Here is a 26,027-nt window from a genome sequence, read left to right on the forward strand (position 1 = left end):
AAACGAATGAAGGAGGACTACCTATGTCTGAAGAATTAGAGAACGTAGAAGTGAAAAATTTCAAAGAAGGAGACCGAGTTACTGGGACTGTTTCAAGTGTGGAAGAGAAACAAGTCTATGTTGGGATCCCAGATAGCAAACTAGACGGTGTAGTTCCGATCAGTGAACTTTCCAATGTCCATGTAGAAAATGCTTCTGATATCGTTTCTACTGGTGATACATTAGATTTGGTCGTAACAAAAGTTGAAGAGGATTTACTTGTACTGTCTAAACGCAAAGTAGATGCCCTGCAAGCAGCCGATGATGTTCGTGTTAAGTTTGAGAGCGGTGAAGTCTTTGAAGCGGAAGTAAGCGACGTTGTCAAAGGTGGCCTCGTAGTGGACCTAGGCATCCGTGCATTTGTCCCTGCCTCTTTAGTAGAAGACCGTTTTGTAGAAGATTTTTCCGATTATAAAGGAAAGACTCTTACTTTCAAAGTCGTGGAATTCGAGCCGGAAAATAACCGTGTTATCTTGAGCCACCGTGTCGTTTTAGAAGAAGCAAAATTAGAACAGAAAAAAGAAGTTTTAGAAAAAATCCACGAAAATGATGTCTTGACTGGAAAAGTAGCACGCCTAGCTGATTTTGGTGCTTTTGTCGACCTTGGCGGCGTAGACGGACTTGTGCATGTATCGCAAATCTCCTATAGCCATATCGATAAGCCAAGCGAAGTCCTTGAAGAAGGCCAAGAAGTGAAAGTCAAAGTGCTTAGCGTCGATAAAGCAAATGAACGTATTTCTTTATCCATCAAAGAAACATTACCTGGACCGTGGGACGATATCGCAGAAAAAATGCCTGCTGGCAGCGTATTGTCTGGTAAAGTCGTTCGTTTAGTATCTTTTGGTGCATTCGTAGAAGTAGCTCCCGGCGTGGAAGGACTTGTGCATATTTCGCAAATCGCGCATAAACACATCGGAACGCCGCAAGAAGTTCTAAAAGAAGGCCAAGAAGTGGAAGTGAAAGTTCTAGATGTCAACTTGGACGAGAAACGACTTTCTTTGAGCATCAAAGCATTACAAGAAGATCCGGATGCTGAACCAGAATACGAATTGCCAGAAGAGAGCACCGGCTTCCAAATGAGCGATATCATCGGTGACCAGCTGAAAAACATTCAAAATAAAGAAAATGAATAATGATTTTTCATAAGTGAAACAACAGCCAAGTACTGATTCTATCAATCATTACTTGGCTGTTTTTCGGTATCGGTCCATAATAACCATTGCCAGAGTGCGGCTTTACTGATAAACTAAAGAAAGTTTGATAAACAGGAAGAAAAAAGAAGGTGAGATCATGGTAAAACCAGTAGTTGCTATCGTTGGTCGCCCAAATGTTGGGAAATCGACTATTTTTAATCGTATTGTAGGTGAACGTATTTCTATTGTAGAGGATGTTCCGGGCGTAACACGGGATCGGATCTATAATTCTGCAGAATGGTTAGGAAAAGATTTCAATATCATTGATACAGGTGGTATTGATTTGTCGGATGAACCGTTTTTAGACCAAATCAGAGCGCAAGCAGAAATCGCAATTGATGAAGCGGATGTTATTATCTTCATTACCAATGGTAGAGAAGGCGTAACAGATGCAGATGAACAAGTTGCTAAAATTTTATACCGTTCGCAAAAACCGGTTGTTTTGGCAATCAATAAAGTAGATAATCCAGAAATGCGTACGCAGATATATGATTTTTATTCGTTAGGATTCGGGGAGCCATTTCCGATTTCCGGTTCACACGGTCTGGGACTTGGGGATCTATTAGATGAGGTCCGCAAACATTTCCCTGCGGAAGATGAAGTAGAAGAAGATGACGATATTATTAAATTCAGTTTGATTGGTCGCCCAAATGTCGGCAAATCGTCTATTTTGAATGCACTGCTCGGCGAAGAGCGGGTAATTGTTTCTGACATTGCCGGAACAACGCGTGATGCGATCGATACGTCTTATATTTATGATGATCAAGAATATATCATGATCGATACAGCAGGAATGCGGAAACGCGGTAAAGTTTATGAAGGAACTGAGAAATACAGTGTCCTTAGAGCAATGCGGGCGATCGAACGCAGTGATGTTGTTTTAGTCGTTTTAAATGCGGAAGAAGGTATCCGTGAACAAGATAAGAAAATCGCTGGCTATGCGCATGACGCAGGACGTGCGATCGTTATCGTTGTCAACAAGTGGGACGCTATCGAAAAAGATGAAAAAACGATGAAGGCATTTGAGACAGATATTCGCGAACAATTCTTGTTCCTTTCTTATGCACCGATTGTATATGTATCGGCGAAAACAAAACAGCGCTTGACCAATTTATTCCCGATCATCAATCAAGTGAGTGAAAACCATTCCTTGCGTGTACAATCCAGCATGCTGAATGATATTATCAGTGATGCGGTCGCGATGAATCCATCACCAATGGATAAAGGCAAACGTCTCAAGATTTTCTACACCACACAAGTGGCGGTCAAGCCTCCTGTATTCGTGGTATTTGTAAATGAACCGGAATTGATGCACTTTTCTTATGAGCGCTTTTTAGAAAACCGAATCCGTGATACATTCTCGTTTGAAGGTACACCGATCCGCGTAATCGCTCGAAAAAGGAAATAAGGAGGGATCGCAATGAATGCTACAAATAAGGTTGCCGTTTTAGGCGCAGGAAGCTGGGGAACAGCACTTGCGATGGTACTTGCCGATAATGGTAAAAAACCGATTATTTGGGGAAATAATGCTCGCACCGTGGATGAAATCAACAAGTCGCATACAAATGAGCATTATTTGAAAGAAATCTTACTTCCGAACGAAGTCAAGGCAACACTTGACTTGCAAGAAGCATTAACGGATGCAGCCATTGTTGTTTTGGCAATACCAACTAGCGCAATGCGTGAAGTTTGTAAGCAAGTCAACGATCAACTGACAGAACCGAAAATCATCGTCCATGTAAGTAAAGGCATCGAACCTGATACGAATTTACGAATGAGCGAAGTTATTGAAGAAGAGATCCGTGAAGAGAAGCGTCAGGCAGTGGTAGTGCTTTCTGGGCCAAGCCATGCGGAGGAAGTGGCATTGCGCCACCCAACGACATTATGTGCCAGCAGCAGTCAGCTGAAAGAAGCAGAATTCGTGCAAGATGCTTTCTTGAATGCGAATATGCGGATCTATACGAATGCTGACGTTATCGGTGCGGAGATCGGTGGCGCTTTAAAAAATATTATTGCATTAGGTGCCGGTATTTCTGACGGGCTTGGCTACGGCGACAATGCCAAAGCGGCTTTGATGACGCGTGGCATGGCAGAGATCACTCGCTTAGGAGTCGCAGTCGGTTCTGATCCGCAGACTTTCTACGGTTTGACTGGTATCGGTGATCTGATCGTTACGTGTACCAGCAGCCACTCGCGTAATTGGCGTGCCGGGAATATGCTTGGTAAAGGCGAACGCCTGGCTGATGTGCTGGACAAAATGGGAATGGTCGTTGAAGGTGTTAGAACCGCACGTGCTGTCAAACAGTGGGCGGAACGTTTGGACATTGATATGCCAATCACCGATGCGATCTACAAGATCTTATTTGAAGAGAAAAATGCGCGTGAAGCTGTTGATCAATTAATGGGTCGCGAAAAGAAAAAAGAAGCCGAAGATTTTAACAAATAAAGTCGGTTTCTGGTCGACAAAAAAGCGCTTTCTATCTTTGACACAAGCGATTTTGTGTACAAAAAATTAATTTTTTGTTTAAAATTGCGGTTTTTTAGGATAAATACAGGTAAATCCTTGCAGTTCTAAGGATTATGTGATAATCTTTTATCAGAATTACTGATAGATATAGTAATCAAGCCATTTTAACTGTTTTTCTCATTTTCTTTCTATGAAGATAGAGGGAACTCAGTCAACTAATATGGTATATTCTGTGAAGGAGGTGAACAAGGACATGGCTAACAAAACTGATTTAGTAAACAACGTTGCTGAGCTTGCAGATCTATCTAAAAAAGACGCAGCGAAAGCAGTGGAAGCTGTATTCGAAACAATTCAAACTTCTTTATCTAAAGGTGAAAAAGTTCAATTGATTGGATTCGGTAACTTCGAAGTACGTGAACGTGCGGCTCGTAAAGGACGCAACCCTCGTACAAAAGAAGAAATCGACATTCCAGCAAGTAAAGTACCAGCATTCAAACCTGGTAAAGCGCTTAAAGAAGCTGTTAAATAATTTACATAGACCTTTAAGCATACAAAACCCTCGCTTTTTAAGCGGGGGTTTCAGCTTGTCAAAAACAGATTAGTGATTGGCTAATTGTTTTTGACAAGCTTTTTTTGATGCCAGCAGTAAGCAAATAAGATTTACCAAACTATCAGCCTGTGTTAAGATATACAAAGTAGAGACGCTGGAGTAAAGGGGAGTTATCATGGATAAAGATAAGATTGCTGAAGCAGTAAAAATGATTTTAGAAGCGGTGGGTGAAAATCCAGAGCGCGAAGGCTTATTAGATACACCGATGCGTGTAGCTCGCATGTATGAAGAAATTTTTGCAGGGCTGCATCAAGATCCTTCTGTTCATTTCAATACTGTATTTGAAGAACAGCATGAAGAATTAGTACTTGTAAAAGATATTCGTTTTTCTTCCATGTGCGAGCATCATTTAGTTCCGTTTTATGGCGTAGCTCATGTAGCTTACCTTCCACAGCACGGTCGTGTTGCCGGACTTAGCAAACTAGCACGGGTAGTCGATGATGTCAGTAAACGTCCTCAATTGCAGGAACGCATCACCACGACCGTAGCAGAGATCATGATGGAAAAATTAAAACCGCTTGGTGTGATGGTGATCATTGAAGCGGAACATATGTGTATGACGATCCGCGGTGTCAATAAACCGGGAACAAAGACAATCACAAGCGCCGTACGCGGTGCTTTTCGAAATGACGATAAATTAAGAAGCGAAGTTATGTCGCTGATCAAAGGCTGATAGAAGCCCTGAGCAGGTCTTTGTGCTATAATTAAAACATTGGATTTATGGACAAAGGGGAATAAATGATGATATATCAAGCTGAACATACGAAGCAAGAGGGGGCAAAGCAATTGATTACCGATCCGAAGATTATCCGCTTTTTAGAAAAGCATAATCTGCTGCCGGAGTTAGATAAAGACCAATTACTTTGGCTTCAAGAGGCTATCCAGGATGTAAAGGATGAGGATCAGAAACGAGCGATCATTGAAGCCGTATTGTATGTGATTTTAGCACATGATACGCATGAAACGATCGACGAGCCGAATGCCGAATTTCCCCTCAAAGAAGAAGAACGGGAACTTGTTGTGTTAGCGGGAGATTATTTTAGCGCTTTGTATTATCGGACATTGGCAAGTCAAGGAAAGATCGATTTGATCCAAGCGATCCAAAAGGGCGTCGAAGAAACCAATGCTGCCAAAACGAATATTTATCAGCTGCATGTGGCAACCGATGAAGAATTTTTAGAAGAACTTATCAAGTCTAACGCTGCGATCACCTTGCGATTTGCAGAATACTTCGGAAATGAAGAAGCGTTTCTTCACATTGCGAAGCAGACTTTGCTCTTGAAACGGCTGTTGCTAGAGCGGCAGTTATATGAAACCACGAATACTTCTCGTCTTGTCGGCGCATATGACCACGGTTATTTTGCCAAGACAGGTCAGGCGACATTTGCGATCTGGCTTGGAGAAATCATCAATACGGTCAAAGCAGAAGTAAGCGGCAGTTTGACAAGCAGCGCGCTGTCAGCCAAACTGGTGATCAGGATTAAAGAACTTCTAGCAGCATAAGAAAGAGAGGGATTCAGTGATGACGCAATCGAAAGAAGAAAAGGTACATCAAGTATTTGAAAAAATATCTCCGGAATATGACCGTATGAATAGTTTGATCAGCTTCAAACTGCATGTCAAATGGCGCAAAAAAACGATGGAATTGATGCGTGTAAAACCTGGCGCAGCTGTGCTTGACGTTTGTTGCGGAACAGCAGACTGGTCGATCCAGATGCGGGAAGCTGTCGGAAGCAAAGGGCACGTCACCGGGCTGGATTTCAGCGAGAATATGCTGGAAGTCGGTAGGGAAAAAGTAGCAGCATTAGGCTACGAGAATGTGGCATTATTACACGGCAATGCCATGGAACTACCTTTTGAAGACAATAGCTTTGACTACGTGACGATCGGATTTGGACTGAGAAACGTACCGGACTACATGCAAGTCTTGCAGGAAATCCACCGTGTATTGAAACCAGGCGGCCAGTTCGCTTGCTTAGACACTTCTCATCCGACGATCCCTGGCTGGAAGCAATTGTTTAACGGCTATTTCCGTTTCGTCATGCCGGTATTTGGAAAATTATTTGCAAAAAGCTATAATGAATACAGCTGGTTGCAAGAATCGACCCGCCACTTCCCGGACATGAAAAAATTAGCGGAAATGTTCCAAGAAGCGGGCTTTTCCTACGTCAGATATATTTCGCACAGCGGCGGCGCAAGTGCGACACATTTTGGGTTTAAAAAGAAGGAACAATAGGTGACAAGCATGAAATTGAATTTTCTATATCCGAATATTGAAAAAGACATGGACATGATCAATCATGAGCTGAAACAAGCAATCATTAGTGCAGAAGCAGAAACGACTACTGCCTCTGCTTTGCACCTTTTGGAAGCAGGCGGGAAGCGGATTCGGCCGTTATTTGTATGTTTGACAGCCCGGCTTACCGAAAAGCCCGATCAAAGTAAAATGAAATACGCAGCTGTAGCTGTAGAATTGATACATATGGCATCGATCGTTCATGATGATGTGGTGGACAATGCAAGCTTGAGGCGCGGCCGGGAAACCATCAAATCGCGCTGGGGAAATCATATTGCTATGTACACAGGCGACTATCTCTTTGCAAAATCGCTTGATTACATGACCAATATCAAAGAAATCGAAGCGCACGAAATGCTTGCGAGTGTGACAGTAGAGCTTGCAACTGGCGAGATCGAACAATTAAAATCCAAATACGATGTGACACAAAGCATTCGTACATATTTAAGACGAATCAAACGCAAAACGGCCTTGCTGATTGCCGTGAGCTGCGGACTCGGCGCCGTTATTTCCGGACAGGACGCGGCAACTACGAAAAAACTTTATCAGTTTGGCTATTATGTCGGTATGGCCTTTCAGATCCAAGATGATGTTCTCGATTTCGTTGGTTCGCAAAAGGAACTCGGTAAACCGGCAGGAGAAGATCTGCGCCAAGGAAATATCACATTGCCAGTCTTTATGGCGATGGCAAATGAGCCCACATTCAAAACCAAATTACAACAGCTATCCTCGGAAAGCTCTGCAGATTTTATCGCAGAATGTATTTCCATTGTCAAAGCATCCAAGGCGGCAGAACAAGCTGATGAGATCGCTGACCGCTATTTAGAAAAAGCTACTGCGATCTTGGAAACATTACCACGATCGACCGCTCGAAAATCGCTGAAACAAATTGTAAGCAGTTTGGAAAAACGGAAGAGTTGATCTAAAGGAGGAAGCAAAGATGGAAAAAACGTATGTCATGATAAAACCAGATGGTGTAAATCGCAATTTGATCGGTAAAGTCATCGCAGCACTTGAAGCCAAAGGATTAAAACTTGTTGCTGCCAAATTACTGCAATTAGATGAACAGCTGGCAGGGGAACATTATGCAGAACATAAAGGGAAACCTTTCTTTCCAGACCTTGTTTCATTCATCACGTCCGGACCGGTATTTGCAATGGTATGGGAAGGCGATGATGCTGTGAAATTAGTGCGGCTGCTGATGGGCGATAAAGATCCACTACAAGCTGCGCAAGGAACGATCCGCGCCAAATATGCTTTGCATACGAATCGTAATATCATCCATGGCTCAGACAGCATAGAAAGCGCCGAACGTGAGATCGCCCTTTATTTTGAAGAGAAAGAGATTTTGACTTATCCAAAAGCAGACGATTTGTGGTTATAATAAAATATGTTTTGAAAATCTGTCCAGAAGAGGCAGATTTTCGCATAATTAACTGTTTATTTTGATAAATCTGGATTTCAAAAAGCAGAAGCAAAGAATTGTTTTCTAAGTGCTAGTATGTTAAGATTATACACATATACTTTAAAGCGCTAAAATATTGAGCGGAAAAAGGAGAGAGCATAAATGAGATATTTAACTGCAGGAGAGTCCCATGGACCAGGATTAACGACGATTATTGAAGGGTTGCCAGCAGGGCTACCTTTATTACCGGATGATATCAACTATGAACTGCGCAGACGTCAAGGCGGACATGGTCGCGGAGCAAGAATGCGGATCGAAAATGATCAAGTCCAAGTAACAGCAGGATTAAGACATGGGAAGACACTCGCTTCCCCGCTTGCTTTATTTGTAGAGAATAAAGACTGGAAACATTGGGAAACAGTAATGAGCATCGAACCTGTACCCGATAAAAAAGAACAATCGAGACGCGTTTCCAGACCAAGACCGGGACATGCTGATCTTGTCGGCGGGATCAAATATGGTCATCGCGACATGCGGAATGTCCTAGAACGTTCTAGTGCGAGAGAAACGACCGTACGCGTCGCAGCTGGTGCAGTAGCGAAAAAACTATTGGCAGAGCTTGGTATCGAAGTTGCAGGTCATGTCCTTGAAATCGGTGGTGTCCGAGCTGATCTGGACAAAGACTATACTGTCAAAGAGATCCAAAGCATTTCCGAAGCATCACCAGTGCGTACATTAGATAAAAATAGTGAACAGACCATGATGGATAAAATCGATGAAGCAAAGAAAAATGGCGATACGATCGGTGGAATCGTCGAAGTAGTAGTTGGCGGTGTACCCGCAGGACTTGGCAGTTATGTCCAATGGGATAAAAAATTGGATGCCAAGATCGCCCGTGCTATCGTGAGTATCAATGCTTTCAAAGGCGCAGAATTCGGTGTTGGTTTTGAAGCGGCCCGCAAACCAGGAAGCGAAGTGATGGATGAGATCGTTTGGTCCGAAGAAGATGGCTACACACGGACAAGTAATAATCTTGGCGGATTCGAAGGCGGCATGACAAATGGAATGCCGATCGTGGTTCGTGGAGTCATGAAGCCGATCCCAACATTATACAAACCGCTGCAAAGTGTCGATATCGATTCTAAAGAAGCATTCACGGCCAGCGTTGAACGTTCCGACAGCTGTGCTGTTCCTGCTGCTAGTGTTGTTGCCGAAGCAGTAGTTGCTTGGGAAGTCGCCGAAGCAGTGTTGGATAAATTTGACAGCGACCGCTTTGAAGGACTGAAAGAACAAGTGGAAGCGTACCGTCAAGCTATGAAGGAGTTTTGATTATGCCAGAAATCACTGTGCATGCCGCAAGTAAAACATATCCTGTCTATATCAGCGCAAATGCATTGGAAGAAACATTTCCAAAATTAGTGAAAGAGCTAGGCAAGTATTCCAAAGTGTTTGTTTTGACTGATGAAAACGTAGCAAACTATCAACTGGATAAATTGCAAACGGCTTTTTCACAGCTTGCGGATGTCGTTTACTACGTTACTCCAAGTGGAGAAACAGCGAAGACATTTCCTGTGTATGAAGCAGTAATGACGAAAGCGATCGAAGAAGGATTGGACCGCAAATCAGCGCTAGTGGCTTTTGGTGGCGGAGTGATCGGTGATCTAGGTGGCTTTGTAGCTGCGACCTATATGCGTGGCATCGCCTTTTATCAACTACCAACGACCGTGCTGGCACATGATAGTGCTGTCGGTGGCAAAGTAGCGATCAATCATCCGCTTGGGAAAAATATGATCGGTAACTTCTATCAGCCGGAAGCAGTGATCTATGATACCTCGCTACTTCAAACGCTGTCAGAACGCGAGATGCGCTCGGGATTTGCCGAACTTATCAAACATGCACTGATCCAAGATCATACATTGTTAACGGCTTTAATGGAAACTTTCAGGCTACCCAGTGATCTTTATACCAAAGATCTCAGTAGTTTCTTAGCACGTGGAATCGAGATCAAGGCACAGATCGTTGCCGAAGATGAAACCGAACAAGGTGTAAGAGCATTTCTGAATTTCGGTCATACATTTGGTCACGCGCTTGAAGCCTACGGTGGATTTGGAAAATGGCTGCATGGGGAAGCAGTTATTTACGGAATGTTGTATGCAATCGCAATGAGTCAACAAGTTTATCAGCTTGATTTTGATGTGGCGACATGGAAAAAATGGCTTGCCAAACTTGGCTATGAAGTCCATTTACCTGCTGCTTTAGATTGGACAGCCCTATTTGAAAACATGAAACACGATAAAAAAACGACTTACGGCCAGGTAAATATGGTGTTGCTGAAAAAAATCGGCGAACCAGTCATCTATCCAGCTACGGAACAAGAACTGAAACATATTTTTGACGAATTAAATGCGTGAAAAGGAGTGAGAAAATGCGAGCGATCCGAGGAGCAACAACGATCCCAGCAAATACCCAAGAACAGATCTATAGTCATACGAAAGAACTATTCCAGCAAATTTTAACAGCGAATTCGATCTCTTCCGCAGAGGAGCTTGTATCGGTCATCATCACAGTCACTCCAGATGTCGATGCTGGCTTCCCGGCTCGTGCTGTTCGTGAAACAGCAGGGTTTGAGCTGGTTCCTGTTATGAGCACATTAGAAATGGCAGTTCCGAATGCACTCCCACTTTGTATCCGCATGATGGTCTTTACCAATATCGAAGCAGACCTGGCGGGGATTAAGCATGTGTATCTGAACGCAGCAAAGCGTTTACGACCTGATTTGGCTAACAAGGAGGAATAAAAATGAAATGGAAGAAATCATTAAATGGCTTAGCTTCTTATAAACCTGGCAAACGGGAAGAAGAAGTAATGATGGAATTAGGCTTGGAAAGCATTGTGAAATTATCTTCGAATGAAAACCCATTAGGAGCATCGCCGCAAGTGAAGGATGTCATCGCTCATTCCCATTTAGCAACAGAAATTTATCCAGACGGCTGGGCAAGCGAGCTACGTAAAGTCGTGGCTGCCTATCATGGCGTTTCTGAAGAAGAATTGATTTTCACGGCTGGAGTAGATGAACTGATCGCATTATTGACACGCGGTCTGCTTTCGGAACAAACGAATACCGTCATGGCCGTTCCTACTTTCGTCCAATATCGCCAAAATGCATTGATAGAAGGCGCAGAAGTTCGAGAGATCGGACTGCTAGAAGATGGCTCGCATGACTTAGAAAAAATGTTAGCGGCGATCGATGCGAATACAGCGATCGTTTGGATCTGTAACCCAAACAATCCGACCGGGAATTATATCGATACCACTGAATTAGAAGCATTTATTGCCAAAGTACCAGCAGACTGCCTTGTGGTAGTGGATGAAGCGTATATCGATTATGTACTGCCTGTGCCGGAGCGGCATGAAGATTGGATGCGTCGCTATCCGAATGTCATCATTACACGGACTTTCAGCAAGATCTACGGTCTAGCTAGTTCACGGGTCGGGTATGGAATCGCTCAAAAAGAAGTGATTGAAAAACTAAATATTATCCGTCCGCCGTTCAATACGACAACAACCGGACAGCAGCTTGCAATCGAAGCTTTGAATGATCAGGCTTTTATTGAAAAATGTCGCACAGAAAATGCTCAGGGGATCAAACAATATGAGGCATTCGCTAGCGAATATCCGGAGGTAAAACTCTATCCTTCTAAGAGCAACTTTGTATTGCTCGATCTCGATATACCAGCAGGTGAAATTTTTGATTACTTGGAAAAAAACGGCTATATCACGCGTTCCGGAGCTGCATTAGGATTCCCAACTGCGATTCGGATCACAGTAGGACGCCGGGAAGATAATGAAGCAGTCATTACGTTACTGAAACAACTTTTGGCAAATAGATAAGGAGAAATAGTATGAAAGGAACAGTTGTCATTGTAGGGCTGGGATTGATCGGTGGATCCATCAGTCTAGCAATCAAAAAAGAACATCCCGAAGCACACATCATTGGTATCGATGTTTCTTTAGCAACACTTGAAAAAGGCAAAGCACTCGGCGTGATCGACGAAATTGGTGAAAGTCTGCAGATTGATGGACCAAAAGCGGATCTATTGATCTTCGGGTCACCTGTCAAACAGACCGAAGCCTTGCTGCAGCGCTTGCCGGCGATCCAATTAAAACCGGATGTCATTATTACAGATACCGGCAGCACAAAATCAGGAATCATCCAAGCAGCTGCAGAACTGTTGGAATTAGGGAAGACGTTTATCGGTGGCCATCCAATGGCTGGTTCGCATAAAAGTGGTGTTACTGCAGCGAAGGCGCTTTTATTTGAAAATGCGTATTATCTGTTGACACCGCCACCAACTGTATCAGCGGAAAAAGTAGCAGAACTTCGGAAATGGCTGACAGGGACAAATGCGAAATTTATGGAGATCGCCCCGAAAGAGCACGATCAAATCACCGGGATGCTGAGTCATCTGCCGCATATCGTGGCAGCTGCATTAGTCAATCAAACTAGAAACTTTACCAATGATCATCCAGCCGCCTTTCGTCTAGCGGCAGGTGGCTTTCGGGACATCACCCGCGTTGCTTCCTCTGATCCGCGGATGTGGACAGACATCTCGCTCAGCAACCGCACGATCTTGAAACAGCAGCTCTCTGTATGGCGCGATGGTATGAACGAAGCGATCCGTATGATTGATCAGGAGAATGAAACAACCATCTACTCCTTTTTCGACGATGCGAAAGAATTTCGCGATTCGCTGCCGATCCACGAAGGCGGAGCGATTCCTGCTTTCTATGATCTATTTGTTGACGTTCCCGATTATCCTGGTGTCATCTCGGAAGTCACAGGCTTTTTGGCCGAAGAAGAAATCAGCTTGACCAATATCAAGATCTTAGAAACACGCGAAGATATTTTTGGGGTATTGCAAATTACTTTCCAAACCAATAAAGACCGCGAACGCGCGAAAGTATGTATTGAAAGTAAGAGTGGCTATGCCTGCCACTACGGCGAGGAGGAATAGCAGTTGAAATTATGGATAAATAAACAAAATCTGCAGGGGAATATCCAAGTTCCCGGCGACAAATCGATCTCACACCGCAGTATTATGTTCGGTGCCTTAGCAAATGGAACGACAACGATCACGCATTTTTTACGTGCTGACGATTGTCTTGGTACATTGGCAGCTTTTCAGAAATTAGGCGTAAAAATTGAAGATGACGGCGAAAAAGTGAAGGTTCATGGAAAAGGTTTTGCCGGTCTTGAAGCGCCAGATGGTCCTATTGACGTCGGTAATTCAGGGACGACGATCCGTTTACTGATGGGGATTTTGACAGGTGCTCGCATACCAGCTGTTCTTTTCGGCGATTCGTCGATTGCTCGCCGGCCGATGAATCGCGTTATGCTTCCTTTGAAGGAAATGGGCGCATCGATTGCGGGGAAAGATGATTCCGAATTCGCACCGCTCACGATCCGCGATAATGGGAAACTGCAAGCGATCACCTATGACATGCCAGTTGCCAGTGCCCAAGTCAAAAGTGCGATTATTTTAGCTGGATTACAGGCAGAAGGTGAAACGGTCATTCATGAACTTGAAAAAACGCGTGACCATACCGAGCAGATGATCCGGCAGTTTGGCGGGACGATCCAAACGGAAGGTAAAACGATCCGGGTGACTGGTAATCAAACATTGACTGGTCAAACGATCACGGTGCCCGGCGATATTTCTTCCGCAGCCTTTTTCTTAGCAGCCGGATTACTTGCGGAAAATAGCGAGATCCATTTAGAAAACGTTGGGATCAACCCGACTCGTACAGGCATCTTGGATGTGATCGAGCAAATGGGAGGGAGCGTGGAACAAGCGAATCCTAGCACCCATCAAGGCGAACCATCTGCAGACCTGATTGTGCGGACAAGCGAGCTACACGGTACAGAAATAAGTGGTAGTTTGATACCGCGCTTGATCGATGAGATCCCGGTGATCGCGTTACTTGCTACTCAAGCAGAAGGAACGACGGTGATCAAAGACGCTGCCGAACTGAAAGTGAAAGAGACCAATCGAATCGATGCGGTGGCGGCGGAATTGACAAAACTTGGTGCCCGAATCGAACCTACCGAAGACGGTTTGATCATTCATGGCAAAACTGCGCTTCATGGCGCAAACGTGACTAGCTACGGCGATCATCGTATCGGCATGATGCTTCAAATCGCTGCTTTATTAGTAACGAGTGGAGAAGTAGAATTGGATAAAGCAGAAGCCGTTTCGGTTTCGTATCCAGCTTTTTTCGCAGATCTAGAAAAATTGATACACCAATAAGAAAAGCGGATCACAAGCTGGCAGCAGTGTGTGATCCGCTTTTTGAAGTTATAAGCCATATTTCTTTCTATCCGCAAAATGCAAATGGTATAATAGGTACTACGATTTTATAGACGAGGGGTTACGTAATGGAAAATGCAGAAAAAATGCTCCATGCCTTAGAGCATGAAGATATAAAAAAAGCACAAGGTTATTTTAACGAAGTGCTGCAAAATGGATCAGATGAAGAGCAGTTCTTTTTAGCGGAACAGTTATTCAGTCTGGGATTTTTAAACGAAACGGAAGATCTGTATGAATTACTACTTGCCAAATATAAAGATGAAGGCGAACTGCTTGTGCGTGCAGCCGAGGTAGCACTGGAAAAAGACGATATCGAGAGTGCCCAAGCGTATTTGGAAAAAGTGGACAAACAAGATGAAGCGTATTTAGAAAGCCTACTGGTCTTAGCTGATCTTTACCAAATGCAGGGGTTGTTCGAAGTTAGTGAACGCAAACTACAAGACGCGAAACAGCTTGCTCCAGATGAACCGATCATCGACTTTGCATTAGGCGAATATTATCTGTCACAAGGCCGATTTGCTTCCAGTGTCCAAAGTTATCAAGCGGTCTTAGATAATGGCATCACTTTTATTGAAGCTGCTCATGTATCTGTCTACGAGCGTATCGCGGAAGCCTTATCCGCAAGTGGTGCGTTTGAAGAAGCACTGCCTTATTATGAAAAAGCAACTGCTGAGAATGAATCGATGGATACATTATTCGGTTATGGACTTACAGCATACCAAGCAAAGGAATATACCCAAGCCATCCATGCATTGGAGCATCTAAAAGAACATGATCCGGCTTATACCACTTTATATACCTATCTGGCGAAGAGTTACCAAGAAAACAATAAGCCGGAGCAGGCGCTTGAAGTATTGAAAGAAGGACTCGTACAAGATGAGTTTAATAAAGAGCTATATCTTGAGGCAGCTAAACTCGCTGAAAGTTTACATTTGCTTGGAGATACGGAAAACTATCTTCGACAAGCCATTGTACTGGACGAGGAATATGCCGAAGCGATTCTTGCGCTTAATAAACTGCTGCTCGCGAAAGAAGATTATGAAGGCGTGATCGAGCTGGGCGAACAGCTTGATGAGGACATCGTCAAAGAACCTCAACTTTTCTGGGATCTAGCACTTGCTTATCAGGAAACAGAAAATTATAATAAAGCCAAAGTAAACTACGAAGCAGCTGCCACACACTTCCAGCAAAATCCTACTTTTTTACGAGAATATGGTTTATTCTTGCGAGAAGAAGGGGAAATAGAACAATCAGAAGCACTGTTGCGTGCTTACTTAGCACTTGAACCAGACGATCAGGAAATCGATTCTTTACTGGAATAAGACCTCATTACGGAGAGGAGATAAGGATATGAAAGCATCTATTTCGATTAATGACAAAAAAGATTTTATCAGGTGGTTGTTGGATAATCATCAAATGAAGATCAGAGAATCCATGTGGGTACTCAATTATATCGCTGGTCATGACCAGATACTGAAGTATGCCCATTTCGTAGATAGCCTAGAAGGATATAAGCGCGGTCTTTCATTAGGTGCACATGGCAGCAACGCAGAACCTTTTCGTTTTTTTAAAGAAAACATTGTCACTACGGATCCGGAAAAAGCATTTCACGATATTCGGTTGAATTGGGATGAAGATCTTTATATCGAACTCCATTTCTCCGGCGCCCGGCTTTCTCCCGAATATGCGCTTGTCCGCGAAGAAAATCCGCATGCCTTGCTCCATCTCGATGACGAAGCGAAAGACGAAGCGAAAACCTTCTTAGATGAGAGTATCTCGGTATTTGCAAAGGAAAACCTCATGAAACAAGTCGATAAAGCATTAGATGAGCGTAATGAAGAAGACTTTTATAAATTGGCAGAAGCCTATCACCAATTAAAAGAAAAATAGTGAGATAGAATCAGCTTGACCCCCTTTTCTGAAAAGGCGTGCAAGCTGATTTTTTAAAAAGGAGAGGAACAGGTGCTACATACATTGCTTAACAAAAAAAGTTTTTTATGGTTGCTATTTATCGGCAATCTCTTGGGCACGATCTATGGTTATATCTGGTATATCCCGCAGCTGCAGATCACGGCGCCAAAATACTGGCTGTTTGTACCGGATAGTCCAACAGCGCTGCTCTTTTTTCTATTTGCATTAGGGAGCATTTTACTGCACAGACATTGGCCGTTGATGGAAGCATTGGCACTTGTCACGCTGATCAAATATGGGACCTGGGCAGTTGGGATGAATGTGTTTTTGATGTTTCACGACGGAAATTTTTATTGGACCAGCCTGATGCTGGCAGGAACACACGCATTCATGGCAGTGGAAGCAGTGATTTTTATTCCTTATTTCCGTTTTCGTTTTTGGCACTTTGCTGTCGCGGCGATTTGGGTCTTGCACAACGATGTGATCGATTATGTGTTTGGGCAGATGCCGATCTACATGGGATTGGAGCATTATCTGCCGATCATCGGATATTTTACCTTTTGGCTCACGATCGCGGTGCTTGCTCTTGTTTACATTCGTGGACTTCGAAAAAATCGGTTTATACTCGATTTTTCGCATCTTCAAAAATGAAAATCCAATGAGAATAAGCCATTTTTTAGCTAAATTTCCCACTGAAAATGAGATTTTACTCATTTAGAGCAAAAGCACTTGCGGGGAAAGTTAGGACAATTTATAATATAGTTAATAAAGTTAATTTATAAAAGGAGAATGTTCCTATGCCAATTACTAATTACATTGTGTATTTTATCATTGTGGCTGCTTTGCCGATCTGGGCACAGTACCGAGTGAAATCGACTTATAACAAATATGCGCAAGTAGGCGTACAGAGCGGTCTGACTGGGGCAGAAGTCGCACGGATGATTTTAGATAAAAATGGCTTACATGATGTGGCTGTCGAACCGACATCCGGATTTTTGAGCGATCATTATGACCCCGGTAAGAAAAAAGTTTTCTTATCCGAAGCTAATTTTTCCGGCAGAACGATCGCTGGTTCCGCAGTCGCAGCTCATGAAGTCGGACATGCGATCCAAGATGCGGAAGATTACGCCTTTATGCGTTTCCGTTCAGCGCTCGTTCCGGTAACGATGTTCAGCTCGAACTCGGCCTGGATTTTCTTGATTATCGGAATGATTGCTCAAATTCGAGGTGTGATGCTGATCGGGATTATTTTAATGGCGGTTGGTGTATTATTCCAACTGATCACCTTGCCAGTTGAATTCGATGCCAGCAAACGGGCACTCGTTCAAATCGAGGGTTTGAATATCGTTACCAGCCAAGAGCTACCACACGCGAAAAAAGTATTGAGTGCCGCGGCGATGACTTATGTTGCTGCAATGGCAGTAGCTGTCTTGGAGCTGCTTCGTTTGATCTTGATTTTCACGAACAGCAACCGCAGCTGATAAAAAAGACCGCTCTTTCCTCATGGGAGAGCGGTTTTTTTGCGTTTGACAACTGGTTTCTATCCTTGAGTAACGATAGGGAAATTGATATACTTAACAAGCGAAAACAAAAAAGGAGTTATGACATGGATTATGATGTGATAGTAATAGGCGGAGGACCTTCTGGACTCATGGCTGCCATCAGTGCAGCAAGCCACAATAAAAAGGTTTTATTAGTTGAAAAAGGACCGAAATTAGGACGAAAACTGATTCTTTCCGGCGGGGGCAGATGTAATGTCACCAATCGATTGCCCGTGGAAGAGATCATTCGTCATATCCCCGGAAATGGCCGGTTTTTATATAGTGCTTTTCACGATTTCGATAATGAGTCGATCATTGCTTTCTTTGAAGGGCTGGGCGTTGCGCTGAAAGAAGAAGACCATGGCCGAATGTTTCCAGTTTCTAATAGTGCGCGGTCTGTAGCAGAAGCCATGATCACGCAGCTCGAAAAATATCAAGTGGATATCTTCATGAAAACCAAGGTGGCAAAAGTCCGATATGAAGCTGAAAAAGTAGCAGGGATCCAACTGGAAGATGGTAAGGAGATCAGTGCTCCAGCAGTTATCATTGCCGTCGGTGGGAAATCCGTTCCGCGAACTGGCTCGACCGGAGACGGCTATGCTTGGGCAAAAGCGGCAGGGCACACGATTACAGAGCTTTATCCGACAGAAGTTCCGATCACCTCGAATGAAGCGTTCATCAAGGAGCGTACGTTGCAGGGAATCTCGCTGCAAGACGTGGCCTTGTCTGTTTTGAATCAAAGAGGAAAGCCCGTTATTACGCATCAAATGGATATGATCTTCACGCATTTTGGCGTTTCTGGTCCAGCAGCTTTGCGATGCAGCATGTTTGTGCAGCGCGAAATGAAAAAACAAAAGCAAGCTGTGCCAATGAAACTGGATATTTTCCCAGAGTTGTCAGCAGAAGCACTTCGTCAGCGTGTGCTGAAACTGCTGCAGGAAAACGAGAAAAAAGCGATCAAAAACGCGCTTCCTAATTTACTACAGGAAAAACTGCTGCTCTTTATGCTGGAACGCGCGCAAATCGATCCATTGGCAGAATACAAACAAATCAGCTCCAAAAAAATAGAGAAGCTGATCGCATTACTGAAAGATTTTCGCTTTGATGTGACTGGAACGCTTGATTTTGAGAAAGCGTTTGTGACCGGAGGCGGTGTCTCGGTAAAAGAGATCCACCCTCGTAAAATGGAGTCAAAGAAAATGCCGGGACTCTTTTTCTGCGGAGAAATCCTTGATATCAATGGCTACACTGGTGGCTATAATATTACTTGCGCCCTCGTGACCGGCCACACTGCCGGCAAGTATGCAGCGGAAACAGCTAGTAGCTATTGGCGTGCGAAAAACAATTAACTTTCGGAGAGAAAAGTCGTAACGATGTGATTGCGTGCTTCTAAAAAAGCAGGATTGTTTCTTGTAGGATGGACGCGATTACTTAAAGCAATCAGTGCCGTTTGTTTTATAAAATCGATTATAATGAAAGTCCCCGTAAAACCAGTATGGTAACTGGCGTAATGATCACCTGTGGCTATTAGATCCCAACCAATTGCTCGGTCAAACACCCCACTGGGGGTCTGTTTGGTTGAAATCAACCGTTGCCAGTCGGTAGTTTGAAAAAGCGGTTTGCCGCTGTCAAACAACAGACAGTGAACGAAACGTCCTAGATCCGTTAGCGAACTGAAAAGACCAGCATGACCGGCGGCTCCACCATTGCGCCATGCTTTGTAATCATGGACTTCTCCCTGGATAAGACCACGATCACGCGTCCATTCAGTGGGGATCGCTACATCAGCAGCTATCGGAGCAAATCCTGTTTCTTTTAATCCTAATGGATCGATGACATTTGCTTGGATGCTGGCGGCAAAGTCTCCGTCGAGTTGCTCGATAATAAAACCAAGTAGTAAAAAATTGACATCGGCATACGCGACTTTAGAACCTGGTTCGCTTTGGAGTGGGGTATCATAACAATACTGTTTGACCGCAGCAGGTGTTTCGATCGTGTAGCCGGGAATGTTTTTTGCAAGACCAGAGCTATGTGTGAGCAACTGAGAAAGCGTTACGTCTGGGAAACGAAATTCCGGCAGATAAGTACTCACGGTATCATGAAGATGCACGCGTTTGGTTTCTAAAAGCTGAAGCATCCTTGTTGTCGTTGCGATCACTTTGGTCAAGGAGGCGATATCGTAACGGTACGATATCGCTGCATCTAATGGAATCGGCGCAGGTTCAGTCTGCTTCCAGCCATCTACATGCGAATAGACAGTTTCAGGGGAGTAAAGCCGATAGCTGATACCAGGGATGATTCCTTGCTTATAAAGGTCCTCTAGCTCTTTGATCGTTTGTGTAAACAAGAGAATCAGCTCCTTTTCGTTTTTTTCTTATTATGACATGTTCGCCAGCTAAATTTCAAATAAATCATTTTCAGCAGAAAGAAGGGAAAGCCATGTTGCCAAAGAAATTGATCGAAACTGTCAAAAAAAGGGCAGCGAATTATGCTTTAGAAGGCTTTGTCATCAGTCCTGATGTCGAACATCCGACGCTGATGCTGGTAGGCGAAGCGCCGGGAGAAACAGAGATCCATACTGGCGTCCCGTTCACTGGTAGGGCAGGAAAAGAACTGGAAAAGATGATGACACGCGCCAATGTGCAGCGTGATGAGGTCTATATCACCAGCGCCGTTCGCAGCCGACCATATAAAGAAAGGCAAAAATGGGACCGCAAAACGGAGCGCAATGAATGGAAACGATATAACCGCACGCCGAATAAAGGAGAGATCATTGCGCACGCACCAGTCCTAGATTATGAGATTGAAACCAGCTCACCGGAAGTCATCGTCACGCTTGGAAATATTGGTTTAAAGCGGCTGCTTGGAAGCGACTGGTCGGTATCAGCTGCGCATGGTACCGTTTATCAGGGACCGATCCAGTTTTGGAATCAAACAAAGGAACAATACGATTGGACGGAAAAAGACTATACTGTCATCCCGACTTTTCATCCTGCTGCTATTTTTTACAACCGGAAACTGTTGCCGTTGATGGAACAAGACTGGGACAAGATCGCGATCTACATAGGGAGGAAGAAAGATGCATGAATATATCGTCGTTGGTGCTGGGATCGTAGGAGCGAGTACGGCTTATCATCTTGCAAAAACCGGCGCTAAAGTGACAATCATCGATAAAGAAGAACCAGGTCAGGCAACGAAAGCAGCAGCGGGTATCATTTGTCCGTGGCTCTCGAAACGAAGAAATAAAATTTGGTACGAACTAGCCAAACAAAGTGCGGCATACTACCCCGTATTAACAACAGAAATCGAGCGGTTGACCAATCGGAAAAGCAGTTACAAACAAACTGGCGCGCTCTTACTTCGCGACAGCACTACCAAATTAATGGCGCTAGAAGAGTTGGCGCATGAACGGCGAAAAGAGGCACCAGAAATCGGAGCGATCACGACTTGGGACGCGGAAGCACTACAGGCGCGTTATCCTTTCCTTTCAGTTGATTATGGCGCTGTTTTTGTCAGTGGAGGAGCTCGGATCAAAGGAAAACAGTATACGGAAAGCCTATTGCAAGCGGCATTTGCTCATGGTGCTGTGTATCATAAAGGAACCGCTTCTTTTGACAAAGAATTGAATCTGCTTGTGGACGGCGCGAATGTACGGGCAGATAAAATATTTCTCACGGCTGGTGCATGGCTACCGGCTTTATTTGAACAGACAGCCTATCAAATCGACGTTGTGCCACAAAAAGGACAACTGTTACGGCTCCAAGTCCCAGAACTTTTGACAGAAGATTGGCCGGTGATATTGCCTCCAAGTAGCAAGTCGATCGTTCCTTTTGGCGCTGGTGAATTGCTGATTGGAGCTACACATGAAAAAGGTAAAGGCTTCGATCGAATACCAACAGAAGTAGCAGCTGAAGAGATCCTTGCCGATCTGGAAACGTTTATGCCGCAGCTCAGAGATTGGGAACGAAAAGAAATTACAGTAGGTACAAGACCGTATACGAATGATTTTACGCCCTTCATGGGACGTTTGCCGGGTCAAGCACATATTTACGTGGCTAACGGATTAGGTGCTTCAGGGCTGACGACAGGGCCTTATGTTGGAAAACTACTGGCAGACATGGCGTTAGAAAACGAACTTCCACTTGCGCTTTCTTTATATGATCCGCAAAAGTATATAAAAAATAATTAGCCTTATAAAGCAGCTTGAAAATCAGTTTTTTCTTAAAGCAAAAAGGATGTTTTCACTACGTGGAAACATGATTTTCCCAAATAGCGTCAGTTGGAATTAACTGCCAACTTAGGTATAATAAAAGCAATCATAAAATGAGCGGAGGAAAAGACAATGGCGAAAACGATGCAAGCGCTCCAGCAAGAAGTAGATGCCCATATCGGTCAGTTCAAAGAAGGCTATTTTTCGCCGTTAGCAATGATGGCGCGCATTACCGAAGAAACGGGCGAACTTGCGAGAGAGATCAATCATTACTACGGAGAAAAACCGAAAAAAACAACAGAGACCGAGAAAAAAATCGAAGAGGAATTAGGCGATTGTTTATTTGTATTGATTTGCATGGCAAATTCTTTGGGTGTTGATCTAGAAGCCGCGCATGACGGAGTGATGAATAAATTCAATACACGAGATAAAAATCGTTGGACTTTAAAGGAGGAAGACAAATGAAAGTAGCAGTATCTGGTTTTAAAGGCAGAATGGGACATGAAGTAGTCAAAACGGTCTTAGCGGCAGAGGACATGGAACTCGTAGCCGTATTGGATCATGAACCCAGCGAGAAAAACATCAATGAAGTGACAGCATTCAGTGAGCTGGATGTGCCTGTTTTTGGCGATATGCAAGCCATGCTGAAAGCTGCAGAGCCGGAATGTGTCGTTGATTTTACGACACCAAAAGTGGGATACGTACATACGAAAACGATTTTGGAAAACGGTGTTCGAGCAGTGGTCGGAACAACTGGAATCACTACGGAACAGTTGCAGGAATTAACAGAGATCGCAGAATCGAAAAAAACCGGTGCGATCATTGCACCTAACTTTGCAGTTGGCGCTGTATTGATGATGCAGTTTGCCCAAAAAGCAGCAAAATATTTCCCGAATGTGGAGATCATCGAACTGCATCATGATCAAAAACTGGATGCCCCAAGCGGTACAGCGAGAAAAACAGCTGAAATGATGGCCGAAACACGGAAAGCGATCTCGCAAGGCGCAGAAGGTGAAGAAGAAACGATTCCAGGAGCAAGGGGAGCAGAATTTGACGGTATGCGGATCCACAGTGTTCGCCTGCCGGGACTTGTTGCCCATCAAGAAGTTATCTTTGGTGCTAAAGGACAAGGGCTCACGATTCGCCATGATTCGTATCACCGCGAATCTTTCATGTCTGGCGTAGCACTCTCCATCCGCAAAACTGCAGAACTAGCTACATTGATTTATGGACTAGAAAATATTTTAGATTAAGCGCCGCTTATAGTGCTGTTTAGGAGGAGGACACGTGGACGAGATTTTCAAACAAGCCTTGCCAGTCTTACAAAAATTAACGGCTGCCGGCTTTGAAGCGTATTTTGTCGGCGGATCGGTGCGCGATTTTCTCATTGGCAGAAAGATCGCCGATGTCGATATCGCAACGAGCGCTTTTCCTGAAGAGGTAAAAGAGATTTTTCCAAAGACATATGATACAGGTATTGAGCATGGGACGGTCACTGTCAGAGAAAATGGCACCTTCTATGAAATAACGACTTTTCGTACAGAGGGTACCTATGAAGATTTTCGGCGGCCAAAAGAAGTTACTTTCATCCGTTCATTGACAGAAGACCTGAGGCGCCGTGATTTTACAATGAATGCGATCGCGATGGATGCAGCAGGCCGGTTTATTGACCCTTTTCGTGGAAAAGAAGCGATCACTGCCAAACAAATCTGTGCTGTCGGAGATCCACACGAACGGTTTCACGAAGATGCGCTTCGGATGATGCGGGCGATCCGTTTTGTCAGTCAACTGGACTTTCAGTTGGATCAGGCAACGCGGCAGGCGCTTCAAGAGAATAAAGCATTATTAGCGCATACAGCGGTGGAGCGAAAAACAACGGAATGGGTCAAGCTTCTCCAAGGAAAAGCCGTGAACAAGGCACTGAAACTGTTGGTGGATAGCGGTGTAGAAGTCTATTTGCCCGGACTGCAAGGAAAACAGGAAGCATTGCTGCAGCTAGCAACATGGCATTTCAGCAAATTGCAAGACGAACTAGCAACATGGCTGCTACTTGCAGCGGCAGTAAAACCTGAATCCGCCAGTCAATTTCTCCGAGCGTGGAAATTATCGAATAAAACCATTCAGGTAGTGAGTAAAGCTTATGAACGCTTGATGGATTATCCGGAGGAATGGACAGCTACAGATCTCTATTATGCCGGAGAGCAGGTTCTTTGCTTAGTAGGATCAGCTTTTGAGATCATGTATGCGAAAGATGGAGTAGTAAATGAATTATTGAAGCAATACGGCGAACTGCCCATTCATAGTCGCGACGAATTAATGGCAGACGGACGGGACTTGATGGCTTGGACGGGGAAAGCACCTGGCAAATGGCTGAAAATAACAATTGAAAAATTAGAAAAAGAGATTGTGCAAGGTCGTTTATCTAATACGTCGGATGCAATCAAAAGGTGGGTCGTAGATGAAGAATCGAGATAGATTATTAGCATTATTCCAAGCGCACGAAAATGACTTTTTATCTGGTCAAAAAATAGCGGATCATTTGAATTGTTCTCGAACAGCGATCTGGAAACAAATGGAACAGCTTCGCACGGAAGGCTTTCTGATTGAAGCAGTACGCAATAAAGGTTATCGTCTGCGCGCTTCTGCGGAACAATACACGCGCGATGCCCTGCTCTTAAATTTAGCTACTACCTTCATGGGGAAAAACCTCTACTTCTATGAAACGGTGGGTTCTACGCAACTAGTTGCAAAAAAGGCTGTTAACGACGGGGCGCCGGAAGGTACAGTGATCGTTGGTGATCAGCAGGAAACGGGAAAAGGGAGAATGAACCGTAACTGGGATTCGCAAAAAGGACAAGGTATTTGGATGAGTCTCATCGTAAAACCAGATATCCCAATCGCAAAAGCACCACAATTTACTTTCATTGCCTCACTCGCGATTGTTGAAGCAATTGAAAAAGTAACGGATCTAACGCCGCAAATCAAATGGCCCAATGATATTTATATTGGTAAACGCAAAGTATGTGGAGTGCTCACGGAAATGCAGGCAGAAGCAGACCAGATCGAAGCACTTATCTTGGGAATCGGCATCAATGTCAACCAAGCCGCTTTTCCAGATGAAATAAAAAACAAAGCTACCTCATTGCGTCAGGAAATCGGGGAAACCGTTTCTCGAACTATCTTATTTCAAGCAGCCATGCTTTATTTTGAAAAATATTATCAGCTATATACAGAAAAAGGATTTGAACCAATCAAATTATTATGGGAATCCAAGGCGATCCCATTTCAGTCAACCATGATCGCCAGCACATTGAAAGGAAGTATCCGCGGGAAAGTAAAAGGCATCTCAGACGAAGGAGTGCTACTGATGGAGGACGCGCAAGGTGTCATTCATGAAATTTATTCTGCGGATATTGAATTCGATAAGGAATAAGGGGAGGAAAATAGAAAAATGAAAAAATGGATCGCCATGTTCGTCGCGGTTGCCGCGCTAGTTACATTAAGTGCGTGTGGGGGAGCGAACTCAAAAACAGCGGCTGAAAAAGCCAAGCAAACCGAAGCGGCAGGCAAAAATTTTCTGCATGTGATCACCCCAAACGATTGGCAGACAAAAGTCAAAAATAAAGCCAGTCAAATTATTTATGTCGGTAGACCGACATGCGAAGACTGCCAAGCTTTTCAACCGATGTTTCAAAAGGAAGTAAAAAAACAAAAGCTTGGTAAAATCGATTATTATAATGTTGATAAAGCTAGAAAAGTCGATGAGAAGGCCATGACTGCACTGCTGAAAAAATACGATATTGATTCCGTTCCTACTCTAGTAGCGATGAAAGATGGAAAAGTAAAAGCTACCTATTCACCAACACCGGATAAAAAGAAATTAGCGGATTGGCTTAAGGAGTATAAATAATAAAGGAAGTAGTGGGAAAATAATTTCCTGCTGCTTTTTTATTAGCATCAGCTTGCTTGTTCTATTTGGTACGAATA

The 26,027-nt window shown here is 44.0% G+C and carries 28 protein-coding genes; 27 read left to right on the forward strand and 1 reads right to left on the reverse strand.

What is annotated here, in order from left to right:
• Positions 1–23: 23 nt before the first annotated feature.
• The 20 genes from rpsA to HMPREF0556_RS10535 all read left to right on the forward strand — a co-directional run bounded on the left by rpsA (position 24) and on the right by HMPREF0556_RS10535 (position 19,179).
• Positions 24–1,172 carry a 30S ribosomal protein S1 gene (rpsA, locus tag HMPREF0556_RS10440; RefSeq protein WP_003758384.1) on the forward strand — a complete coding sequence of 383 codons (1,149 nt, stop codon included), beginning with the start codon at positions 24–26 and terminating at the stop codon, positions 1,170–1,172.
• 157 nt (positions 1,173–1,329) lie between these two features.
• The gene (der, locus tag HMPREF0556_RS10445) at positions 1,330–2,640 is read left to right on the forward strand and encodes a ribosome biogenesis GTPase Der (protein ID WP_036107159.1); all 1,311 of its coding nucleotides are present in this window, start codon (positions 1,330–1,332) and stop codon (positions 2,638–2,640) included.
• A 12-nt stretch (positions 2,641–2,652) separates the two neighbouring features.
• Positions 2,653–3,678: an NAD(P)H-dependent glycerol-3-phosphate dehydrogenase gene (locus HMPREF0556_RS10450; RefSeq protein ID WP_003758389.1), complete on the forward strand. Its 1,026-nt coding sequence runs from the start codon at positions 2,653–2,655 to the stop codon at positions 3,676–3,678.
• Between the two features lie 241 nt (positions 3,679–3,919).
• Entirely contained in the window at positions 3,920–4,228 is a 309-nt protein-coding gene (locus tag HMPREF0556_RS10455) for an HU family DNA-binding protein (RefSeq protein ID WP_159099860.1), read from the forward strand.
• A 196-nt stretch (positions 4,229–4,424) separates the two neighbouring features.
• On the forward strand, positions 4,425–4,982 hold the full coding sequence (gene folE / locus HMPREF0556_RS10460; protein WP_003758393.1) for a GTP cyclohydrolase I FolE: 558 nt from the start codon (positions 4,425–4,427) through the stop codon (positions 4,980–4,982).
• Between the two features lie 65 nt (positions 4,983–5,047).
• Complete coding sequence (locus HMPREF0556_RS10465; protein ID WP_003758394.1) at positions 5,048–5,812, forward strand: heptaprenyl diphosphate synthase component 1; 765 nt, start codon at positions 5,048–5,050, stop codon at positions 5,810–5,812.
• A gap of 19 nt (positions 5,813–5,831) precedes the next feature.
• The gene (locus HMPREF0556_RS10470; RefSeq protein ID WP_003758396.1) at positions 5,832–6,545 is read left to right on the forward strand and encodes a demethylmenaquinone methyltransferase; all 714 of its coding nucleotides are present in this window, start codon (positions 5,832–5,834) and stop codon (positions 6,543–6,545) included.
• 9 nt (positions 6,546–6,554) lie between these two features.
• Complete coding sequence (gene hepT, locus HMPREF0556_RS10475; RefSeq protein WP_003758398.1) at positions 6,555–7,526, forward strand: heptaprenyl diphosphate synthase component II; 972 nt, start codon at positions 6,555–6,557, stop codon at positions 7,524–7,526.
• Positions 7,527–7,545: 19 nt separating this feature from the next.
• Entirely contained in the window at positions 7,546–7,989 is a 444-nt protein-coding gene (gene ndk, locus HMPREF0556_RS10480) for a nucleoside-diphosphate kinase (protein ID WP_003758399.1), read from the forward strand.
• A gap of 183 nt (positions 7,990–8,172) precedes the next feature.
• Entirely contained in the window at positions 8,173–9,339 is a 1,167-nt protein-coding gene (gene aroC, locus HMPREF0556_RS10485) for a chorismate synthase (protein ID WP_003758402.1), read from the forward strand.
• Positions 9,340–9,341: 2 nt separating this feature from the next.
• Positions 9,342–10,421: a 3-dehydroquinate synthase gene (gene aroB, locus HMPREF0556_RS10490; RefSeq protein WP_003758404.1), complete on the forward strand. Its 1,080-nt coding sequence runs from the start codon at positions 9,342–9,344 to the stop codon at positions 10,419–10,421.
• A 14-nt stretch (positions 10,422–10,435) separates the two neighbouring features.
• On the forward strand, positions 10,436–10,807 hold the full coding sequence (aroH, locus tag HMPREF0556_RS10495) for a chorismate mutase (protein WP_036107134.1): 372 nt from the start codon (positions 10,436–10,438) through the stop codon (positions 10,805–10,807).
• A 2-nt stretch (positions 10,808–10,809) separates the two neighbouring features.
• A complete protein-coding gene (gene hisC, locus HMPREF0556_RS10500; protein ID WP_003758408.1) occupies positions 10,810–11,901 on the forward strand; it encodes a histidinol-phosphate transaminase in 1,092 nt (363 codons plus the stop codon).
• Positions 11,902–11,912: 11 nt separating this feature from the next.
• On the forward strand, positions 11,913–13,025 hold the full coding sequence (locus HMPREF0556_RS10505) for a prephenate dehydrogenase (RefSeq protein WP_003758411.1): 1,113 nt from the start codon (positions 11,913–11,915) through the stop codon (positions 13,023–13,025).
• A 3-nt stretch (positions 13,026–13,028) separates the two neighbouring features.
• A complete protein-coding gene (aroA, locus tag HMPREF0556_RS10510; protein ID WP_003758413.1) occupies positions 13,029–14,318 on the forward strand; it encodes a 3-phosphoshikimate 1-carboxyvinyltransferase in 1,290 nt (429 codons plus the stop codon).
• Positions 14,319–14,446: 128 nt separating this feature from the next.
• Positions 14,447–15,700, forward strand: a complete 1,254-nt coding sequence (locus HMPREF0556_RS10515; RefSeq protein WP_003758415.1) for a tetratricopeptide repeat protein — start codon at positions 14,447–14,449, stop codon at positions 15,698–15,700.
• A 28-nt stretch (positions 15,701–15,728) separates the two neighbouring features.
• Positions 15,729–16,268: a ReoY family proteolytic degradation factor gene (locus HMPREF0556_RS10520; RefSeq protein WP_003758416.1), complete on the forward strand. Its 540-nt coding sequence runs from the start codon at positions 15,729–15,731 to the stop codon at positions 16,266–16,268.
• Positions 16,269–16,340: 72 nt separating this feature from the next.
• Positions 16,341–16,940 (forward strand): DUF1405 domain-containing protein, encoded by a 600-nt coding sequence (locus HMPREF0556_RS10525; protein ID WP_003758418.1) that lies wholly within the window; start codon positions 16,341–16,343, stop codon positions 16,938–16,940.
• A 146-nt stretch (positions 16,941–17,086) separates the two neighbouring features.
• On the forward strand, positions 17,087–17,770 hold the full coding sequence (locus tag HMPREF0556_RS10530) for a zinc metallopeptidase (RefSeq protein ID WP_003758420.1): 684 nt from the start codon (positions 17,087–17,089) through the stop codon (positions 17,768–17,770).
• A gap of 125 nt (positions 17,771–17,895) precedes the next feature.
• Positions 17,896–19,179, forward strand: a complete 1,284-nt coding sequence (locus tag HMPREF0556_RS10535) for a BaiN/RdsA family NAD(P)/FAD-dependent oxidoreductase (RefSeq protein WP_040486768.1) — start codon at positions 17,896–17,898, stop codon at positions 19,177–19,179.
• Here HMPREF0556_RS10535 and HMPREF0556_RS10540 read toward each other — a convergent pair.
• Positions 19,176–20,177, reverse strand: coding sequence for a serine hydrolase domain-containing protein (locus HMPREF0556_RS10540; protein WP_003758424.1), 1,002 nt, complete (start codon positions 20,175–20,177; stop codon positions 19,176–19,178). The two genes, HMPREF0556_RS10535 and HMPREF0556_RS10540, sit on opposite strands and share 4 nt — an antisense overlap.
• A 92-nt stretch (positions 20,178–20,269) precedes the next feature.
• On the opposite strand from HMPREF0556_RS10540, the gene HMPREF0556_RS10545 reads away from it, so the two are divergent.
• The 7 genes from HMPREF0556_RS10545 (at position 20,270) to HMPREF0556_RS10575 (ending at position 25,950) form a co-directional block, all read left to right on the forward strand.
• Positions 20,270–20,917 carry a uracil-DNA glycosylase gene (locus HMPREF0556_RS10545; protein WP_040486770.1) on the forward strand — a complete coding sequence of 216 codons (648 nt, stop codon included), beginning with the start codon at positions 20,270–20,272 and terminating at the stop codon, positions 20,915–20,917.
• Complete coding sequence (locus tag HMPREF0556_RS10550; protein WP_003758427.1) at positions 20,910–22,019, forward strand: NAD(P)/FAD-dependent oxidoreductase; 1,110 nt, start codon at positions 20,910–20,912, stop codon at positions 22,017–22,019. Before HMPREF0556_RS10545 ends, HMPREF0556_RS10550 begins: the two co-directional genes overlap by 8 nt.
• 153 nt (positions 22,020–22,172) lie before the next feature.
• A complete protein-coding gene (locus tag HMPREF0556_RS10555; RefSeq protein ID WP_003758429.1) occupies positions 22,173–22,505 on the forward strand; it encodes a nucleotide pyrophosphohydrolase in 333 nt (110 codons plus the stop codon).
• Positions 22,502–23,293, forward strand: a complete 792-nt coding sequence (gene dapB, locus HMPREF0556_RS10560) for a 4-hydroxy-tetrahydrodipicolinate reductase (protein ID WP_003758430.1) — start codon at positions 22,502–22,504, stop codon at positions 23,291–23,293. The genes HMPREF0556_RS10555 and dapB overlap by 4 nt, the downstream gene beginning before the upstream one ends.
• 34 nt (positions 23,294–23,327) lie before the next feature.
• Positions 23,328–24,515 (forward strand): CCA tRNA nucleotidyltransferase, encoded by a 1,188-nt coding sequence (locus HMPREF0556_RS10565; RefSeq protein ID WP_003758432.1) that lies wholly within the window; start codon positions 23,328–23,330, stop codon positions 24,513–24,515.
• Positions 24,499–25,473, forward strand: coding sequence for a biotin--[acetyl-CoA-carboxylase] ligase (locus tag HMPREF0556_RS10570; protein WP_003758434.1), 975 nt, complete (start codon positions 24,499–24,501; stop codon positions 25,471–25,473). The genes HMPREF0556_RS10565 and HMPREF0556_RS10570 overlap by 17 nt, the downstream gene beginning before the upstream one ends.
• A gap of 18 nt (positions 25,474–25,491) precedes the next feature.
• Positions 25,492–25,950 carry a thioredoxin family protein gene (locus HMPREF0556_RS10575; protein ID WP_003758436.1) on the forward strand — a complete coding sequence of 153 codons (459 nt, stop codon included), beginning with the start codon at positions 25,492–25,494 and terminating at the stop codon, positions 25,948–25,950.
• Positions 25,951–26,027: the final 77 nt, after the last annotated feature.

This window comes from Listeria grayi DSM 20601 (assembly GCF_000148995.1).
In the GTDB taxonomy this organism is placed as follows: domain Bacteria; phylum Bacillota; class Bacilli; order Lactobacillales; family Listeriaceae; genus Listeria; species Listeria grayi.

Bases quoted from the DNA above. Each gene is read 5' to 3' on its own strand.
- rpsA (WP_003758384.1), top strand. From the start codon at position 24: ATGTCTGAAGAATTAGAGAACGTAGAAGTGAAAAATTTCAAAGAAGGA.
- der (WP_036107159.1), top strand. From the start codon at position 1,330: ATGGTAAAACCAGTAGTTGCTATCGTTGGTCGCCCAAATGTTGGGAAA.
- HMPREF0556_RS10450 (WP_003758389.1), top strand. From the start codon at position 2,653: ATGAATGCTACAAATAAGGTTGCCGTTTTAGGCGCAGGAAGCTGGGGA.
- HMPREF0556_RS10455 (WP_159099860.1), top strand. From the start codon at position 3,920: ATGGTATATTCTGTGAAGGAGGTGAACAAGGACATGGCTAACAAAACT.
- folE (WP_003758393.1), top strand. From the start codon at position 4,425: ATGGATAAAGATAAGATTGCTGAAGCAGTAAAAATGATTTTAGAAGCG.
- HMPREF0556_RS10465 (WP_003758394.1), top strand. From the start codon at position 5,048: ATGATGATATATCAAGCTGAACATACGAAGCAAGAGGGGGCAAAGCAA.
- HMPREF0556_RS10470 (WP_003758396.1), top strand. From the start codon at position 5,832: ATGACGCAATCGAAAGAAGAAAAGGTACATCAAGTATTTGAAAAAATA.
- hepT (WP_003758398.1), top strand. From the start codon at position 6,555: ATGAAATTGAATTTTCTATATCCGAATATTGAAAAAGACATGGACATG.
- ndk (WP_003758399.1), top strand. From the start codon at position 7,546: ATGGAAAAAACGTATGTCATGATAAAACCAGATGGTGTAAATCGCAAT.
- aroC (WP_003758402.1), top strand. From the start codon at position 8,173: ATGAGATATTTAACTGCAGGAGAGTCCCATGGACCAGGATTAACGACG.
- aroB (WP_003758404.1), top strand. From the start codon at position 9,342: ATGCCAGAAATCACTGTGCATGCCGCAAGTAAAACATATCCTGTCTAT.
- aroH (WP_036107134.1), top strand. From the start codon at position 10,436: ATGCGAGCGATCCGAGGAGCAACAACGATCCCAGCAAATACCCAAGAA.
- hisC (WP_003758408.1), top strand. From the start codon at position 10,810: ATGAAATGGAAGAAATCATTAAATGGCTTAGCTTCTTATAAACCTGGC.
- HMPREF0556_RS10505 (WP_003758411.1), top strand. From the start codon at position 11,913: ATGAAAGGAACAGTTGTCATTGTAGGGCTGGGATTGATCGGTGGATCC.
- HMPREF0556_RS10515 (WP_003758415.1), top strand. From the start codon at position 14,447: ATGGAAAATGCAGAAAAAATGCTCCATGCCTTAGAGCATGAAGATATA.
- HMPREF0556_RS10520 (WP_003758416.1), top strand. From the start codon at position 15,729: ATGAAAGCATCTATTTCGATTAATGACAAAAAAGATTTTATCAGGTGG.
- HMPREF0556_RS10530 (WP_003758420.1), top strand. From the start codon at position 17,087: ATGCCAATTACTAATTACATTGTGTATTTTATCATTGTGGCTGCTTTG.
- HMPREF0556_RS10535 (WP_040486768.1), top strand. From the start codon at position 17,896: ATGGATTATGATGTGATAGTAATAGGCGGAGGACCTTCTGGACTCATG.
- HMPREF0556_RS10545 (WP_040486770.1), top strand. From the start codon at position 20,270: ATGTTGCCAAAGAAATTGATCGAAACTGTCAAAAAAAGGGCAGCGAAT.
- HMPREF0556_RS10550 (WP_003758427.1), top strand. From the start codon at position 20,910: ATGCATGAATATATCGTCGTTGGTGCTGGGATCGTAGGAGCGAGTACG.
- HMPREF0556_RS10555 (WP_003758429.1), top strand. From the start codon at position 22,173: ATGGCGAAAACGATGCAAGCGCTCCAGCAAGAAGTAGATGCCCATATC.
- dapB (WP_003758430.1), top strand. From the start codon at position 22,502: ATGAAAGTAGCAGTATCTGGTTTTAAAGGCAGAATGGGACATGAAGTA.
- HMPREF0556_RS10570 (WP_003758434.1), top strand. From the start codon at position 24,499: ATGAAGAATCGAGATAGATTATTAGCATTATTCCAAGCGCACGAAAAT.
- HMPREF0556_RS10575 (WP_003758436.1), top strand. From the start codon at position 25,492: ATGAAAAAATGGATCGCCATGTTCGTCGCGGTTGCCGCGCTAGTTACA.